Origin of the sequence: Bacillus sp. FSL P4-0290 (genome assembly GCF_037975435.1) — a bacterium.
Lineage (GTDB): Bacteria > Bacillota > Bacilli > Bacillales > Bacillaceae > Bacillus > Bacillus subtilis.
This window is the reverse complement of record NZ_CP150253.1, coordinates 2912760-2929425: the sequence shown is the minus strand read 5'-3', so window position 1 is coordinate 2929425 and position 16666 is coordinate 2912760. Positions and strand designations below refer to the sequence as shown.

At 44.2% G+C, this 16666-nt stretch carries 14 protein-coding genes and 1 pseudogene; 12 read left to right on the top strand and 3 right to left on the bottom strand.

The window, feature by feature from the left end:
* Nucleotides 1-67 precede the first annotated feature (67 nt).
* Entirely contained in the window at nucleotides 68-451 is a 384-nt protein-coding gene (locus MKY10_RS15405; RefSeq protein ID WP_015251477.1) for an FxsA family protein, read from the top strand.
* A gap of 32 nt (nucleotides 452-483) precedes the next feature.
* On the opposite strand, the gene ytvI is transcribed toward MKY10_RS15405, so the two are convergent.
* Nucleotides 484-1599 carry a sporulation integral membrane protein YtvI gene (gene ytvI, locus MKY10_RS15400; protein WP_004399115.1) on the bottom strand — a complete coding sequence of 372 codons (1116 nt, stop codon included), beginning with the start codon at nucleotides 1597-1599 and terminating at the stop codon, nucleotides 484-486.
* 96 nt (nucleotides 1600-1695) lie between these two features.
* Between ytvI and MKY10_RS15395 the strand changes: the two genes are divergently transcribed.
* The 10 genes and pseudogenes from MKY10_RS15395 to coaE all read left to right on the top strand — a co-directional run bounded on the left by MKY10_RS15395 (nucleotide 1696) and on the right by coaE (nucleotide 13843).
* Entirely contained in the window at nucleotides 1696-2160 is a 465-nt protein-coding gene (locus MKY10_RS15395; RefSeq protein ID WP_015251478.1) for a DUF441 domain-containing protein, read from the top strand.
* A gap of 333 nt (nucleotides 2161-2493) precedes the next feature.
* Nucleotides 2494-3612, top strand: a complete 1119-nt coding sequence (citZ, locus tag MKY10_RS15390; protein WP_339225954.1) for a citrate synthase — start codon at nucleotides 2494-2496, stop codon at nucleotides 3610-3612.
* A gap of 164 nt (nucleotides 3613-3776) precedes the next feature.
* The gene (icd, locus tag MKY10_RS15385) at nucleotides 3777-5048 is read left to right on the top strand and encodes an NADP-dependent isocitrate dehydrogenase (protein WP_003229433.1); all 1272 of its coding nucleotides are present in this window, start codon (nucleotides 3777-3779) and stop codon (nucleotides 5046-5048) included.
* Nucleotides 5049-5091: 43 nt separating this feature from the next.
* Nucleotides 5092-6030, top strand: coding sequence for a malate dehydrogenase (mdh, locus tag MKY10_RS15380; RefSeq protein WP_003237775.1), 939 nt, complete (start codon nucleotides 5092-5094; stop codon nucleotides 6028-6030).
* 211 nt (nucleotides 6031-6241) lie between these two features.
* The gene (gene phoP / locus MKY10_RS15375) at nucleotides 6242-6964 is read left to right on the top strand and encodes a two-component system response regulator PhoP (RefSeq protein ID WP_003229442.1); all 723 of its coding nucleotides are present in this window, start codon (nucleotides 6242-6244) and stop codon (nucleotides 6962-6964) included.
* Nucleotides 6957-8696, top strand: a complete 1740-nt coding sequence (gene phoR / locus MKY10_RS15370; protein ID WP_015251479.1) for a sensory box histidine kinase PhoR — start codon at nucleotides 6957-6959, stop codon at nucleotides 8694-8696. The genes phoP and phoR overlap by 8 nt, the downstream gene beginning before the upstream one ends.
* A gap of 243 nt (nucleotides 8697-8939) precedes the next feature.
* Complete coding sequence (gene polA / locus MKY10_RS15365; protein ID WP_015251480.1) at nucleotides 8940-11582, top strand: DNA polymerase I; 2643 nt, start codon at nucleotides 8940-8942, stop codon at nucleotides 11580-11582.
* A gap of 22 nt (nucleotides 11583-11604) precedes the next feature.
* On the top strand, nucleotides 11605-12435 hold the full coding sequence (gene mutM, locus MKY10_RS15360) for a DNA-formamidopyrimidine glycosylase (RefSeq protein WP_015714500.1): 831 nt from the start codon (nucleotides 11605-11607) through the stop codon (nucleotides 12433-12435).
* 148 nt (nucleotides 12436-12583) lie between these two features.
* A pseudogene (ytaF, locus tag MKY10_RS15355) lies at nucleotides 12584-13234 on the top strand (sporulation membrane protein YtaF); the annotation flags it as partial.
* 15 nt (nucleotides 13235-13249) lie between these two features.
* On the top strand, nucleotides 13250-13843 hold the full coding sequence (gene coaE, locus MKY10_RS15350; protein WP_044052481.1) for a dephospho-CoA kinase: 594 nt from the start codon (nucleotides 13250-13252) through the stop codon (nucleotides 13841-13843).
* A 41-nt stretch (nucleotides 13844-13884) separates the two neighbouring features.
* Here the strand turns inward: coaE and ytbE are convergent, their stop codons facing one another.
* Together ytbE and MKY10_RS15340 are read right to left on the bottom strand one after the other, a co-directional pair.
* Nucleotides 13885-14727 (bottom strand): aldo/keto reductase YtbE, encoded by an 843-nt coding sequence (gene ytbE / locus MKY10_RS15345; RefSeq protein WP_003229455.1) that lies wholly within the window; start codon nucleotides 14725-14727, stop codon nucleotides 13885-13887.
* A gap of 23 nt (nucleotides 14728-14750) precedes the next feature.
* Nucleotides 14751-15938 (bottom strand): MFS transporter, encoded by a 1188-nt coding sequence (locus tag MKY10_RS15340; protein ID WP_015251485.1) that lies wholly within the window; start codon nucleotides 15936-15938, stop codon nucleotides 14751-14753.
* 183 nt (nucleotides 15939-16121) lie between these two features.
* Between MKY10_RS15340 and MKY10_RS15335 the strand changes: the two genes are divergently transcribed.
* Entirely contained in the window at nucleotides 16122-16502 is a 381-nt protein-coding gene (locus MKY10_RS15335; protein WP_003229458.1) for a winged helix-turn-helix transcriptional regulator, read from the top strand.
* Nucleotides 16503-16666 lie beyond the last annotated feature (164 nt).

The window sequence follows — 16666 nt, the reverse complement described above, 5'->3', positions numbered from 1 at the left end:
CCCTTCCTTTTCTCTTTATCATGCCTTTTGTTGAACAGAACGTGTTACACGTGTGGGGGGCTTGGAAATGAGATTTTTGTTTTTGCTTTTTATTGTGTTTCCGGCAATAGAAATCGGTATATTCCTATTTTTAGGAAAGCTGATTGGTATTTTGCCGACAGTTCTATTCATGATTCTGACTGGCATTATCGGCGCAGCAGCTGCAAAAAAACAAGGAACCGAAGTGTATTATAAGGTTCAGCGTGATCTTCAATATGGCAAAATGCCGGGAGAAGCGATTGCTGACGGTCTGTGCATTTTCATTGGCGGTCTATTGCTGATGCTTCCGGGCTTTTTATCAGATTTGGCCGGCGCCTGTCTTCTTATCCCGTTTACCCGCGGCTGGTGTAAGCCGATTCTGTTCAAATGGCTGAGAGGAATGTCGAAGAATAAGCGGATCATCATCAAATAAAAAACGGCAGCCATGAAAAAACGGCTGCCGTTTTATTTTTGCTGAACGGTGATATAGGACCATATTTCTTTTAATGCGCCTGTTGTGATGAAAGCTTGGATGATGACGAGTACAGCCGGTCCCGCAATCAGTCCTAAAAACCCGAATAATTTAAAGCCGGCAAACAGGGCGATGAGTGTTGCCAGCGGATCGATCCCGATAGATTTACTTAGTATCTTGGGCTCTGTCAGCTGCCGCTGAATAAGAACGACGAGGTACAGGATACCAATTCCGATTGCTTGGGGCAGCTGGCCCGTAATCGATAAATACAAAATCCAGGGCACAAATACGGAGCCGGCACCTAAGTAAGGGAGAAGATCTACAAGCCCGATTAAAAAAGCAATTGTTGCGGCGTGTTCAACCTTTAAGAGAGAAAGGCCGATAAATACAATCACCATCGTGATGAAAACGAGGACGGCTTGTGCTTTGATAAAACCAGTCATTGCTTTTTTTAATTCGCTGCTGATTGCTTTGCTGTTAGCTGTCACACGATCCGGCAGAATTAAAACAAGCATGGCTTTCAGCTTATGCCAATCCTTTGTCATAAAAAAGGTTGCCAGAAGAGAAAAAATCAGAACCGCCGCCGTATTGGGAAGAAGAGCGAAAAATCTCGGGATCATCTCTAGAATGTGGGACAGCAGGAGCCCGGCATTTTTAGCGGCAGAATCACCGAGTGTCTGGATATGAGTGACGATGGAAGCCTGCTGGTTCGTTTCCAATTCTTGAAACAAAAGAGTTAACTCGTTATAGAGCGGCTGAATATGAGTGGTAAACAATTTTTCGCAATATGAAATAAACGTGCTGATATGCGGAGGCAGCGTTTTTGCTAGATAGGCTGTTCCCGTTACGATTTCGGCTACCAGAATGGTGAGGACGCCGAAGGCTGCGAGCAGAAAAAAAGCAAGAACGCCCAGAACATTTATCGTTCGGGGGAATCCTGTCACTTTGTCCAAATAATCGACAACAGGATGAATCACTGAAGAAAGAATAAGGGCGATCAGGAACGGATAAGTTAACGGAAACGAATAATAGGCCGCAGCTATCGACCCTGCGGTCATTGATATGACAAAGAGGGTTCTGAAAAAAATAGTGATATAAGATTGATTCACGAAAACGGTCCTCCTCTCGTCAGCATGTCCTATTTTTTATATGTATTCACGCTGCGGCTGAATATGAATACATTCATCTTAAAGGAGGGATGGCATGTGTTTACACAAGCGAATTTATTTTTAATTTTACTCTTGGCTATCGCACTTATCGCAAAAAACCAATCATTGCTCTTTGCTGTATCCGTCCTTTTGATCATCAAAATCGTTGGGCTTGATCAGAAATTATTTCCGACCATCCAGTCAAAAGGCATTAACTGGGGTGTGACCATTATTACCATCGCCGTTCTTGTCCCGATTGCCACGGGAGAAATCGGATTTAAGCAGCTTGGAGAAGCAATGCGGTCTTCCTACGCATGGATCGCCCTTGGAGCGGGGATCGCAGTGGCGCTGATTGCAAAAAACGGCCTGGCCCTGCTTGAAAATGATCCGCATATTACAACTGCTCTCGTGATCGGGACCATTCTTGCAGTCGCGCTTTTTGGAGGAGTTGCGGTGGGGCCGCTGATCGGAGCGGGGATTGCTTATTTAGCCATGCAGATCGTAAAACTGTTCACTTCATAAAAAAAAGCGGCCTTAAAGCCGCTTTTTTTTTATGCAAAAACCCGCAAATAAAGGCGTTTTTTCGGGGAAATCACAGAATGAAAAAAAAAATTATAGGTAAACATTTAACAAATGTCTGATTATTGTTTATAATGAGAATAGGCTTAAACTTAAATAAGCTTATAAGAATTTGTTATGTTCTTTCATAAGCAAAGGGTTTTAGTTCCAGCAGCCAGTAAAATGTAAGCATTTTCTTTTTGGGGGAGAGAAATACTTGCATCGTGCTTTTTAAGTAAGCCTCATGTTTTTACAACACTCTTAAAGGGGAAATTTATTGAAAAGGAGATGTTATATATGACAGCGACACGCGGTCTTGAAGGGGTTGTAGCAACAACATCATCTGTTAGTTCTATTATTGATGATACCCTTACATATGTGGGGTATGATATCGATGATTTGACAGAGAATGCAAGTTTTGAAGAAATCATCTACTTGCTTTGGCATCTAAGGCTGCCAAACAAAAAAGAGCTTGAAGAGTTAAAGCAGCAGCTTGCAAAGGAAGCTGCCGTTCCGCAAGAAATTATTGAGCACTTCAAATCTTATACCCTCGAAAATGTTCATCCCATGGCTGCTCTTCGGACAGCAATTTCATTACTAGGCCTGCTTGACAGCGAGGCTGATACCATGAACCCGGAAGCCAACTACAGAAAGGCGATCCGCCTTCAGGCAAAGGTGCCTGGCCTGGTTGCAGCGTTTTCCAGAATTCGCAAGGGTCTTGAGCCTGTTGAACCGAGAGAAGATTACGGTATTGCGGAGAATTTTCTTTACACATTAAACGGTGAAGAGCCTTCACCAATTGAGGTTGAAGCCTTCAACAAAGCATTGATTTTACATGCTGACCATGAGCTGAACGCGTCAACGTTCACAGCGAGGGTCTGCGTCGCAACACTTTCTGACATCTATTCAGGCATTACTGCAGCAATCGGCGCGCTGAAAGGGCCTCTTCACGGCGGAGCGAATGAAGGCGTTATGAAAATGCTGACAGAAATCGGTGAAGTGGAAAACGCTGAGCCGTACATCCGCGCTAAACTTGAAAAGAAAGAAAAAATCATGGGATTCGGCCACCGTGTGTATAAGCATGGTGATCCGCGCGCGAAGCATCTGAAAGAAATGAGCAAGCGCCTGACCAACCTGACAGGCGAAAGCAAATGGTATGAGATGTCGATTCGTATAGAAGACATCGTCACATCAGAGAAAAAGCTTCCGCCTAACGTTGATTTCTATTCGGCTTCTGTATATCACAGCCTCGGTATTGACCATGATTTGTTTACACCGATTTTTGCTGTAAGCAGAATGTCCGGCTGGCTCGCTCATATTCTTGAGCAGTATGACAACAACCGTCTGATCCGCCCGCGGGCAGATTACACAGGCCCTGACAAACAAAAATTCGTTCCGATTGAAGAAAGAGCCTAAAGAACCATTGGAGGCTGGCTTGCGTCAATGAGGTTAGCCTCTTGTTCAGAACATCAAAATTGGGTTACACTTTAAATTGAATGTTGGGAAAAATCATTTTGTTTTCTATATAAGAAAAATAAAATGTTTTCTAAATATGAATTACATACTGGGAGGTTTTTATTGTGGCACAAGGTGAAAAAATTACAGTCTCTAACGGAGTATTAAACGTACCAAACAACCCGATTATCCCATTTATCGAAGGAGACGGAACCGGTCCTGATATTTGGAACGCGGCTTCGAAGGTTTTGGAAGCAGCAGTAGAAAAAGCATACAAAGGCGAAAAGAAAATTACATGGAAAGAAGTTTACGCCGGAGAAAAGGCTTATAATAAAACAGGTGAGTGGCTCCCTGCTGAAACATTAGATGTGATCCGCGAATATTTCATCGCGATTAAAGGCCCGTTAACGACACCTGTCGGCGGCGGTATCCGTTCTTTGAACGTAGCGCTCAGACAAGAGCTTGACCTATTCGTCTGCTTAAGACCTGTAAGATACTTTACTGGAGTGCCGTCACCGGTAAAACGCCCTGAAGATACTGATATGGTCATCTTCCGTGAAAATACAGAAGATATTTACGCAGGCATCGAGTATGCAAAAGGCTCTGAAGAAGTGCAAAAGCTTATCAGCTTCCTTCAAAATGAGTTAAACGTCAACAAAATCCGTTTCCCTGAGACATCAGGTATCGGCATTAAGCCTGTTTCAGAAGAAGGAACAAGCCGCTTGGTCAGAGCTGCCATTGATTATGCGATCGAGCATGGCCGCAAATCTGTAACGCTTGTTCACAAAGGAAACATCATGAAGTTCACAGAAGGCGCCTTCAAAAACTGGGGCTATGAACTTGCTGAAAAAGAATACGGAGATAAAGTCTTCACATGGGCTCAATATGACCGCATTGCTGAAGAACAAGGAAAAGACGCTGCCAACAAAGCGCAAAGCGAAGCGGAAGCAGCAGGAAAAATCATTATCAAAGACAGCATTGCTGACATTTTCCTTCAGCAGATCTTAACGCGTCCAAACGAGTTTGATGTCGTTGCGACAATGAACTTGAACGGAGATTACATTTCTGATGCTCTTGCTGCGCAAGTCGGCGGAATCGGCATTGCTCCTGGAGCGAACATCAACTACGAAACAGGACATGCGATTTTCGAGGCGACGCACGGAACGGCTCCTAAATATGCAGGCCTTGATAAAGTAAACCCATCTTCAGTTATTCTTTCAGGCGTTCTGCTTCTTGAGCATTTAGGATGGAACGAAGCGGCTGATTTGGTTATCAAATCTATGGAAAAAACAATCGCTTCCAAAGTCGTAACTTACGATTTTGCCAGATTAATGGACGGGGCGACTGAAGTGAAATGTTCAGAGTTTGGAGAAGAACTGATCAAAAACATGGACTAAGCAAGGAAAAAGCCTAAAACTAGCCATAAAGGAGAAGAGAGACATGGGAAATACTCGTAAAAAAGTTTCTGTTATCGGAGCAGGTTTTACCGGAGCTACAACTGCATTTTTAATCGCTCAAAAAGAGCTGGCAGACGTTGTTCTTGTTGACATTCCGCAATTGGAGAACCCGACAAAGGGAAAAGCGCTTGATATGCTTGAAGCAAGCCCAGTTCAAGGCTTTGACGCAAAAATTACGGGAACATCTAATTACGAGGATACAGCTGGCTCTGACATTGTTGTCATTACAGCCGGTATCGCAAGAAAACCTGGTATGAGCAGAGATGATCTGGTCTCTACAAACGAAAAGATTATGAGAAGCGTTACGCGAGAAATCGTGAAATATTCTCCTGACTCTATTATTGTGGTGCTGACAAATCCTGTTGATGCAATGACATACGCGGTGTACAAAGAATCAGGCTTCCCTAAAGAGCGTGTAATCGGCCAGTCCGGTGTGCTTGATACGGCAAGATTCAGAACATTTGTGGCAGAGGAATTAAACCTGTCAGTGAAAGATGTGACTGGTTTCGTACTCGGCGGACACGGTGACGATATGGTTCCGCTTGTGCGTTATTCTTATGCTGGCGGTATCCCGCTTGAAACTCTTATTCCGAAAGAACGGATTGACGCAATTGTGGAGCGCACTAGAAAAGGCGGAGGCGAAATCGTGAATCTTCTTGGAAACGGAAGCGCGTATTATGCGCCTGCGGCTTCTCTGACAGAAATGGTCGAAGCGATCTTGAAAGATCAGCGCCGCGTCCTTCCTACAATTGCTTATCTTGAAGGGGAATACGGCTATGAAGGCATCTACCTTGGTGTTCCTACAATTGTAGGCGGCAACGGTCTTGAGCAAATCATTGAACTTGAACTGACAGACTATGAAAGAGCGCAGCTGAATAAATCAGTTGAATCTGTCAAAAATGTCATGAAAGTATTATCCTAATAAAAAGAGAGAAAGGCTTGCTTAATACAGCCTTTCTCTTTTTACTATAAATGAAAGCGCTATCATAAGCGTCTTTATTTCTTTTAAAAATGATGTAAAAGGCGAATTGTCGGAATGTCCTGCTTTCGCTAAAATAAAATCATGAAACATGTTAAGATGACATAAAATAGAGAAATAGGATGTCGGGGAATTATAATACTGGAGGCACAGCATGAACAAGAAAATTTTAGTTGTGGATGATGAAGAATCTATTGTTACTCTTTTACAGTACAATTTGGAACGGTCAGGCTATGATGTCATTACCGCCTCGGATGGGGAAGAAGCACTCAAAAAAGCGGAAACAGAGAAGCCTGATTTGATTGTGCTTGATGTGATGCTTCCAAAATTGGACGGAATCGAAGTATGCAAGCAGCTGAGACAGCAAAAACTGATGTTTCCCATTTTAATGCTGACAGCGAAGGATGAGGAATTCGACAAAGTATTAGGGCTGGAGCTCGGTGCTGATGATTATATGACCAAGCCGTTCAGTCCAAGGGAAGTAAATGCGAGAGTCAAAGCGATTTTAAGGCGTTCGGAAATAGCTGCGCCCTCTAGTGAGATGAAGAACGATGAAATGGAAGGCCAGATCGTAATCGGCGATCTGAAAATCCTGCCTGATCATTATGAAGCGTACTTTAAAGAAAGTCAGCTTGAACTGACACCGAAAGAATTCGAACTGTTGCTCTATTTAGGCAGACATAAAGGCAGAGTTCTGACAAGAGACCTGCTGCTGAGCGCAGTCTGGAATTATGATTTTGCCGGAGATACGAGAATTGTTGATGTGCACATCAGCCATCTTCGCGACAAAATTGAAAACAATACCAAAAAACCGATCTACATTAAAACGATTAGGGGATTGGGGTATAAACTGGAGGAGCCAAAAATGAATGAATAAATACCGTGTGCGCCTTTTTTCTGTATTCGTTGTCTGTATGATTCTGGTGTTTTGTGTTCTCGGGCTGTTTTTACAGCAGCTTTTTGAAACATCTGATCAAAGGAAAGCAGAGGAACACATTGAAAAAGAAGCAAAATACTTGGCTTCGCTTCTTGATGCCGGCAATCTAAATGATCAAGCAAATGAGAAAATCATTAAAGATGCAGGCGGCGCGCTTGATGTGAGCGCATCCGTTATCGATACAGACGGCAAGGTGCTGTATGGGTCAAACGGGAGATCGGCTGATTCCCAAAAGGTGCAGGCGCTTGTTTCTGGCCATGAGGGTATTCTGTCAACAACAGATTACAAGCTTTATTACGGACTTTCACTTAGAAGCGAAGGTGAAAAAACAGGATATGTGCTGCTTTCCGCCTCTGAAAAAAGCGACGGCTTAAAAGGCGAATTGTGGGGGATGCTGACGGCCAGTCTTTGTACCGCATTTATCGTCATTGTTTATTTTTATTCCAGCATGACCTCACGTTATAAAAGGTCAATTGAGTCAGCGACAAATGTAGCCACAGAACTCTCTAAGGGCAACTACGATGCACGGACGTACGGCGGCTATATTAGGCGTTCTGATAAGCTAGGACATGCGATGAACAGCCTTGCCATTGATCTGATGGAAATGACGCGAACGCAGGAAATGCAGCGGGATCGGCTGCTGACAGTCATTGAAAACATTGGCTCCGGGCTGATTATGATCGACGGAAGAGGCTTTATTAATCTCGTAAACAGGTCTTACGCCAAGCAGTTTCATATCAATCCGAATCATATGCTGCGCCGTCTTTATCACGATGCATTTGAACATGAAGAAGTGATCCAGCTTGTCGAAGACATTTTTATGACGGAGACAAAGAAATGCAAGCTGTTAAGACTTCCGATCAAAATAGAACGGCGTTATTTTGAAGTGGACGGCGTTCCGATTATGGGTCCGGACGATGAATGGAAAGGAATTGTGCTCGTTTTCCATGACATGACGGAAACAAAGAAATTAGAGCAGATGAGGAAGGATTTTGTGGCCAATGTTTCTCATGAGCTGAAAACGCCGATTACATCCATAAAAGGGTTTACGGAGACGTTATTGGATGGGGCGATGGAGGACAAAGAGGCGCTTTCTGAATTTCTCTCTATTATTCTTAAGGAAAGCGAAAGGCTTCAGTCTTTGGTTCAGGATTTGCTCGATCTCTCAAAAATCGAGCAGCAAAATTTCACGCTCAGTATCGAAACGTTTGAGCCGGCCAAAATGCTTGTTGAGATTGAAACGCTTCTGAAGCATAAGGCGGATGAGAAAGGCATCTCCTTGCACCTGAATGTCCCGAAAGACCCTCAATATGTATCTGGTGACCCGTACAGGCTGAAACAGGTATTTCTTAATCTCGTAAACAATGCGTTAACCTACACGCCTGAGGGGGGCTCCGTGGCTATCAATGTAAAGCCCAGAGAAAAAGACATTCAGATTGAGGTTGCCGATTCTGGAATCGGAATTCAGAAAGAAGAAATTCCGCGCATCTTTGAACGCTTTTACCGCGTAGATAAAGACAGAAGCAGGAATTCGGGCGGAACCGGGCTGGGCCTTGCGATTGTCAAGCATTTAATAGAGGCTCATGAAGGGAAAATTGATGTCACAAGCGAGCCTGGACGGGGAACTGTCTTTACCGTGACGCTGAAACGGGCCGCTGAAAAGTCAGCCTAATGTTTACAAAGGTTTAACAATATCTTCATGCACTGTTAAACCTATGCTGGTAGGATGTAGTAGAACCCCTTCATCCAAGGAGCCAATTTTGACGGCGGGAACCTATTTGTGTTCCCGTCCTTTTTTGTGTCTTCTCTTATAGTTCACGTATTTTCCTTTCAAATTGAACTTTGTTAAAATAAGAGGAGCTAATGACTATGTAAGAGATGAATGGAAGCCTGAGGCTTCTTAGGAGGAAATTGAATGACGGAACGAAAAAAATTAGTGCTTGTAGACGGAAACAGTCTGGCTTACCGGGCGTTTTTTGCATTGCCGCTGTTAAGCAATGATAAAGGTGTTCATACGAATGCTGTATACGGCTTTGCGATGATTTTGATGAAAATGCTTGAGGATGAAAAACCGACGCACATGCTGGTTGCGTTTGATGCCGGGAAAACAACATTTCGTCACGGCACATTTAAAGAATATAAAGGCGGCAGACAGAAAACCCCGCCTGAGCTTTCCGAACAAATGCCGTTTATCCGCGAGCTGCTGGATGCCTACCAGATCAGCCGCTATGAACTGGAACAATATGAAGCGGATGATATTATCGGCACACTGGCCAAATCGGCTGAAAAAGACGGATTTGAAGTTAAGGTTTTCTCAGGAGATAAGGATTTAACACAGCTGGCAACGGACAAAACGACAGTTGCCATTACGAGAAAGGGAATTACCGATGTTGAATTTTACACACCGGAGCATGTCAAAGAGAAATACGGGCTTACGCCTGAACAAATCATTGACATGAAGGGTCTGATGGGCGATTCCTCAGATAATATTCCGGGTGTGCCCGGCGTCGGAGAAAAGACTGCGATTAAGCTTTTAAAACAATTTGATTCGGTTGAAAAGCTGCTGGAGTCCATTGACGAGGTGAGCGGAAAGAAATTGAAGGAAAAGCTTGAGGAGTTTAAGGATCAGGCATTGATGAGCAAGGAGCTTGCGACAATTATGACGGATGCTCCGATTGAGGTATCTGTTTCCGGCCTGGAATATCAAGGCTTTAATCGTGAACAGGTCATTGCCATCTTTAAAGATCTTGGCTTCAACACGCTTCTTGAACGGCTTGGAGAAGACAGTGCAGAAGCAGAACAGGATCAATCGTTGGAAGACATTAATGTCAAAACAGTCACAGACGTGACAAGCGATATATTGGTTTCTCCATCCGCATTTGTCGTTGAACAGATTGGCGATAATTATCATGAAGAGCCGATCCTCGGATTTTCGATCGTAAATGAAACGGGAGCTTATTTCATTCCGAAAGACATTGCCGTTGAGTCTGAGGTGTTTAAAGAATGGGTGGAAAATGACGAGCAGAAGAAATGGGTCTTCGACAGCAAGCGGGCCGTTGTCGCTTTGCGCTGGCAGGGCATTGAGCTGAAAGGAGCCGAGTTTGATACGCTCCTTGCGGCTTATATCATCAACCCGGGCAATTCATATGACGACGTTGCGAGTGTGGCTAAGGATTACGGCCTGCATATCGTTTCAAGTGATGAATCAGTTTATGGAAAAGGAGCAAAACGGGCAGTGCCGTCAGAAGACGTACTGTCTGAGCACCTTGGCCGAAAAGCGTTAGCGATTCAAAGCCTTCGGGAAAAGCTCGTTCAGGAGCTGGAAAACAACGACCAGCTTGAACTGTTTGAAGAGCTGGAAATGCCTCTTGCGCTTATTCTTGGCGAAATGGAATCAACTGGCGTCAAGGTCGATGTTGACCGTTTAAAACGGATGGGTGAAGAACTGGGTGCGAAGCTGAAGGAATATGAAGAAAAAATCCATGAGATTGCGGGAGAGCCGTTTAACATCAATTCTCCGAAACAGCTAGGCGTCATCTTATTTGAAAAGATCGGCCTTCCTGTCGTAAAGAAAACGAAAACAGGCTATTCTACGTCTGCCGATGTGCTTGAAAAGCTGGCTGACAAGCATGATATTGTCGACTATATTTTACAGTACAGACAAATTGGCAAGCTTCAATCAACATATATCGAAGGGCTTTTAAAGGTGACGAGACCGGATTCGCATAAAGTGCACACGCGATTTAACCAGGCCTTAACGCAAACTGGCCGTCTCAGCTCGACTGATCCGAACCTGCAAAACATTCCGATCAGGCTTGAGGAAGGGCGGAAAATTCGCCAAGCTTTTGTGCCGTCTGAAAAAGACTGGCTCATTTTTGCAGCCGATTATTCACAAATCGAGCTGCGGGTGCTTGCCCATATTTCAAAGGATGAAAATCTGATCGAAGCTTTTACAAATGATATGGATATTCACACGAAAACGGCAATGGATGTGTTCCATGTCGCTAAGGATGAAGTGACATCTGCGATGAGACGCCAGGCGAAAGCGGTCAACTTTGGCATTGTTTACGGGATCAGCGATTACGGTCTGTCACAGAACCTCGGCATTACCCGGAAGGAAGCGGGAGCATTTATCGACCGCTATCTGGAAAGTTTCCAAGGCGTAAAAGCGTACATGGAAGATTCAGTACAGGAAGCGAAGCAAAAAGGATACGTAACAACGCTTATGCATCGCCGCCGCTACATCCCTGAGCTGACGAGCCGGAATTTTAATATCCGAAGTTTTGCGGAGCGGACGGCCATGAATACGCCGATTCAAGGAAGCGCCGCTGATATTATCAAAAAAGCCATGATTGACATGGCTGCCAAGCTGAAAGAAAAACAGTTGAAAGCAAGGCTTCTGCTTCAAGTACACGATGAATTGATTTTTGAGGCGCCAAGGGAAGAAATTGAAATTCTTGAAAAGCTTGTTCCTGAAGTGATGGAGCATGCGCTTGCATTAGATGTGCCGTTAAAGGTGGACTTTGCATCAGGCCCATCTTGGTACGATGCGAAATAAACAGAGATAGGAAGTGATGGATGTGCCGGAATTACCAGAGGTTGAGACGGTCCGGCGCACTCTGACCGGGCTTGTAAAGGGAAAAACAATCAAATCGGTAGAGATCAGATGGCCGAATATCATCAAACGGCCTGCCGAACCGGAGGAATTTGCGCGAAAACTAGCAGGAGAAACGATACAGTCCATCGGAAGACGGGGAAAGTTTTTACTGTTTCATTTAGATCATTATGTTATGGTTTCTCACCTTCGAATGGAAGGAAAATACGGTCTTCATCAAGCCGAGGAGCCTGACGATAAACACGTGCATGTCATATTCACGATGACGGATGGAACCCAGCTCCGGTACAGGGATGTGCGGAAATTTGGAACCATGCACTTATTTAAACCGGGAGAAGAAGCGGGCGAGCTCCCGCTTTCTCAGTTAGGGCCGGAGCCGGATGCAGAAGAATTTACAAGTGCGTATTTAAAAGAACGGCTTGCGAAAACAAACCGCGCTGTCAAAACTGCCCTACTGGATCAAAAAACGGTAGTTGGACTAGGGAACATTTATGTGGATGAGGCTCTTTTCAGAGCAGGTGTCCATCCCGAGACAAAAGCAAATCAATTATCAGATAAAACAATCAAAACCCTTCACGCTGAAATCAAAAACACTCTGCAGGAGGCGATTGATGCGGGCGGAAGCACAGTCCGTTCATATATCAACTCCCAAGGGGAAATCGGAATGTTCCAGCTGCAGCATTTTGTGTACGGAAAAAAAGACGAGCCATGCAAAAATTGCGGAACGATGATTTCGAAAATTGTCGTTGGAGGAAGAGGCACGCATTTTTGCGCAAAGTGCCAGAAAAAAAAGTAGCATAATGCTTCATCGTCCAAGCTGTCGGTGCATATATCAGTAACTCTGTAATGGAGGATGCCATTTTCGAAACACGGATTTTTCACTTTCCCATATATATGATTGTGATGAATCCCGGGCATTTCACATCTGATACAAGAGCACCAACAGAAAGGAAGAAACGGATATGCAAATGGTTTCTATACTGCTGCTGGCGTTGGCTGTCAGCTTGGACAGTTTTTCAGTCGGATTTACGTACGGATTGAGAAAAATGAAAATACCGTTTAAAGCGATTTTGGTTATCGCCTGCTGTTCCGGTGCTGTCATGTTTATATCCATGCTGATCGGAAGCTTTCTCACGAAGTTTTTTCCTGTATATGTGACGGAGAAGCTTGGCGGTTTGATATTGGTTGGAATCGGTGCGTGGGTTCTGTATCAATTTTTCAAACCGGCAAAAGATAAAGAATACCTATTGCATGAAAAAACGCTGCTTAATTTAGAGGTTCGGTCATTAGGGATTGTGATTCATATTTTGAGAAAACCCATGAGTGCGGATATCGACAAATCGGGTGTGATCAACGGAATTGAGGCGGTCTTATTGGGATTTGCCTTATCGATTGATGCCTTTGGAGCAGGTATAGGCGCAGCCATTCTCGGTTTTTCGCCGATTGTGATGAGCATCGCCGTGGCAATCATGAGCTCGCTGTTTGTATCAATTGGAATCAATGCCGGCCATTTTCTGTCTAAGTGGAAATGGATCGATAAAATGGCGTTTTTGCCGGGGCTTCTATTAATCACGATTGGGCTCTGGAAATTGTAAAAAGGAGTGGATCTCTTGACCTTAGTCATTGGTTTAACGGGAGGAATAGCTAGCGGCAAAAGCACGGTAGCCAATATGCTGATTGAAAAAGGAATAACAGTTATAGATGCAGATATCATTGCAAAACAAGCGGTAGAAAAAGGGATGCCGGCCTACCGGCAAATCATTGACGAATTCGGTGAAGACATACTGCTCTCAAATGGCGATATAGATCGAAAAAAGCTTGGAGCGCTGGTATTTACAAATGAACAAAAGCGTCTCGCTTTAAATGCAATTGTTCATCCCGCAGTCAGGCAGGAAATGCTCAAGCGCCGTGATGAAGCCGTTGCAAATCGGGAGGCATTTGTTGTATTGGATATCCCGCTATTGTTCGAAAGCAAATTGGAATCATTGGTTGATAAAATTATTGTGGTCAGTGTGACAAAAGAGCTTCAACTGGAACGTCTGATGAAGCGCAATCAGCTGACGGAAGAAGAAGCAGTCAGCCGTATCCGCTCTCAAATGCCCTTAGAGGAAAAAACAGCAAGAGCAGATCAAGTCATCGATAACAGCGGCACGCTTGAAGAGACCGAAAGGCAGCTTGATGAAATCATGAACTGCTGGGCATAATACAAAAAACACCGTTCATATTGAACGGTGTTTTTTTGCCATTAAAAATCAAAGTTGTCCGGATCAGGACCGACTCGCAAGTTTTCATTCAGTGCATCGATTCGGTTCATGTCATCCTGCGTTAATTCAAAGTCAAATACGCTTGCATTTTCTTTAATGCGGTGTTCCTTCGTTGATTTAGGAATCGTAATGATGCCATGCTGCAGATCCCAGCGCAAAATAATTTGTGCGACAGATTTATTGTATGTTTGAGCGATGTCAGCCAATACAGGGTGATCCAGCAGCTGCCCCTGCATTAAAGGTGACCAAGCCTCCATCTGGATGCCCTGATTTTGGCAGTATCTTATCAACTCTTTTTGTGTGAGGCGCGGGTGAAATTCCACTTGGTTAATCATAGGCTTAATTTCAGCTGCCGTCATCAGATCTTCAAGATGGTGAATTTGGAAGTTGCTTACGCCAATCGCTTTGATACGGCCTTCTTTATACAGCGTTTCAAGCGCTCTCCAAGCTTCTTTATACTTTCCTTCTACAGGCCAGTGGATGAGGTATAGATCCAAATAATCCAGACCGAGTTTGGATAGGCTTGTTTCAAACGCGGCGAGTGTTTCTTCGTAGCCTAAATCCGCATTCCATACTTTCGATGTGATAAACAGATCCTCTCTTGAAATGCCTGCTTCTTCAATGCCTTCCCGAATCCCTTCTCCAACGCCAGCTTCATTTCCATAGATAGCTGCAGTATCAATACTGCGGTACCCGTGAACAATGGCAGTTTTAACTGCGTTTACCAGTTCAGATCCTTCTTCCACTTGGAACACGCCGAGGCCGAACCAAGGCATTTCTACCCCATTATGGAGTGTTGCTTTTGCTTGTAAATGTGTTGTCATGTTCATTTCCTCCTTTAAAATTGTCAGGCTTCCTGCCGATCTCGTTTTTCCATTAAGCGGCTCCAGCCTGTTAAAATGACTGCACCGACCACCATTAATCCGCCTATCCAAGCGGTATGAATCAATCCGATTGAATCGGTGATCACACCGCCAAGGTATGACCCAAGCGCGATTCCTGCATTAAAGGCAGCGATATTCATCGCGGATGCGACGTCAACTGCACTCGGGACAAAACGCTCAGCCAGCATGACGACATACACCTGAAGGCCGGGCACGTTCATAAAGGCCAGCAATCCCATACAGAGAATGGTAATGAGCCCTGCTGTTTGATACGGGGCTGTAAATGTCAGTACGAATAGAACAATTGCTTGTACGATAAACATATAGAATAAAGCGGCAATCGGATTTCGGTTTGACAGCTTTCCGCCAATCATATTGCCGATAGCAATAGCTATTCCGTATCCGAGCAGAATCACTGCAACAGTCCCGGCTTTGAAGCCTGTTACTTCCTGAAGCAGGGGAGACAGATACGTGAACACAACGAATGTTCCTCCGTATCCAAGCGCTGTAATGACAAATAAAAGCAATAACCGGCTGTTTGTCACAAGCTTCAATTGATCCCGCATCGTTGTTTTCGTCCCTTTTCGTAATTTGGACGGTACAAGAATACCATTTGTAATGAAAGCAATGATTCCGACGGCGATAATGACCATAAAGGCGAAACGCCAGCCGAACTGCTGGCCGATAAATGTCCCAAAAGGAACTCCGGTTACAGTTGCCACAGTGAGGCCAGTAAACATAATTGAAATCGCGCTAGCCCTTTTATCTTCCGGGACAATATCCGCTGCGATTGTCGAACCGATCGACATAAACACACCGTGCGAAAATGCCGATATCACACGTGCTGCTAGTAAAATCCCGATGCTTGAAGCGGTTGCTGCCATCGTATTACCGGCAATAAAAATAAACATGATCCAAAGCAATAGTGTCTTACGCGACATGCTTGAGGTCAATGAAGTTAATATAGGTGCCCCAAATGTAACGCCGAGCGCATAAAGGGAAACGGTTAATCCTGCTGTCGTGACTGGAATATGCAGGTCATCAGCAATGAGCGGCAAAAGGCCGACACTGATAAATTCAGTTGTCCCTATTGCGAATGCACTTACGGCCAAAGCCAGTAGTGCAGGAATACTGCTTTTGGCTGAAGTCATGATGTTCCTCCTTTGTAAGATGTGTTGTATGATTGAAATTCTGCCGAGTAAGCTATATAAATAAAAAAGAGCAGATTCAAATCAGCCGGCAAATGTGATTATGAAACATATCGTTAAGAAATAAAAGTACGTACTTTGAAGTGCTATAGTCACTTTTTGGTGCCTGTGAGGAGAATGGATTGTATGGAGAAGAAAAAATATAACATTTCTGTTGAAGCGACTCTTGAAGTGATTGGAGGGAAATGGAAATGCGTCATTTTATGCCATCTGACGCACGGAAAAAAACGTACAAGCGAATTAAAACGCCTAATGCCCAATATCACGCAAAAAATGCTGACTCAGCAGCTGCGCGAGCTGGAAGCGGACGGTGTCATTAACCGAATCGTATATAATCAAGTTCCTCCCAAAGTGGAATATGAGCTCAGCGAATACGGCCGCAGCTTAGAAGGGATTTTAGATATGCTGTGTGCTTGGGGAGCGAATCATATTAACAGAGTGTACGGGGATACATTTTCTGTGCTAGAAGAAAGTGTGCTCAATGATAAGTTAAAACAGGAATCATAAAGCATGAGGGCAGTCAGTGCGGAGCGCTGGCTGCTTTTTGGTTCTTACGCCTGATATTCTGTGCAAGAAAACATAAGATGCATCATAAATTAGCGTTATAATCGTTGATTTTTATCAATATGTACTGGCGAATTTGTTTTAATGTGTTATACTAATTTTAGATA

Coding starts and splice junctions, on each gene's coding strand:
- MKY10_RS15335 (WP_003229458.1), top strand. CDS start 16,122: ATGGAGAAGAAAAAATATAACATTTCTGTTGAAGCGACTCTTGAAGTG.
- ytbE (WP_003229455.1), bottom strand. CDS start 14,727: ATGACAACACATTTACAAGCAAAAGCAACACTCCATAATGGGGTAGAA.
- phoP (WP_003229442.1), top strand. CDS start 6,242: ATGAACAAGAAAATTTTAGTTGTGGATGATGAAGAATCTATTGTTACT.
- MKY10_RS15340 (WP_015251485.1), bottom strand. CDS start 15,938: ATGACTTCAGCCAAAAGCAGTATTCCTGCACTACTGGCTTTGGCCGTA.
- mdh (WP_003237775.1), top strand. CDS start 5,092: ATGGGAAATACTCGTAAAAAAGTTTCTGTTATCGGAGCAGGTTTTACC.
- phoR (WP_015251479.1), top strand. CDS start 6,957: ATGAATAAATACCGTGTGCGCCTTTTTTCTGTATTCGTTGTCTGTATG.
- MKY10_RS15405 (WP_015251477.1), top strand. CDS start 68: ATGAGATTTTTGTTTTTGCTTTTTATTGTGTTTCCGGCAATAGAAATC.
- citZ (WP_339225954.1), top strand. CDS start 2,494: ATGACAGCGACACGCGGTCTTGAAGGGGTTGTAGCAACAACATCATCT.
- polA (WP_015251480.1), top strand. CDS start 8,940: ATGACGGAACGAAAAAAATTAGTGCTTGTAGACGGAAACAGTCTGGCT.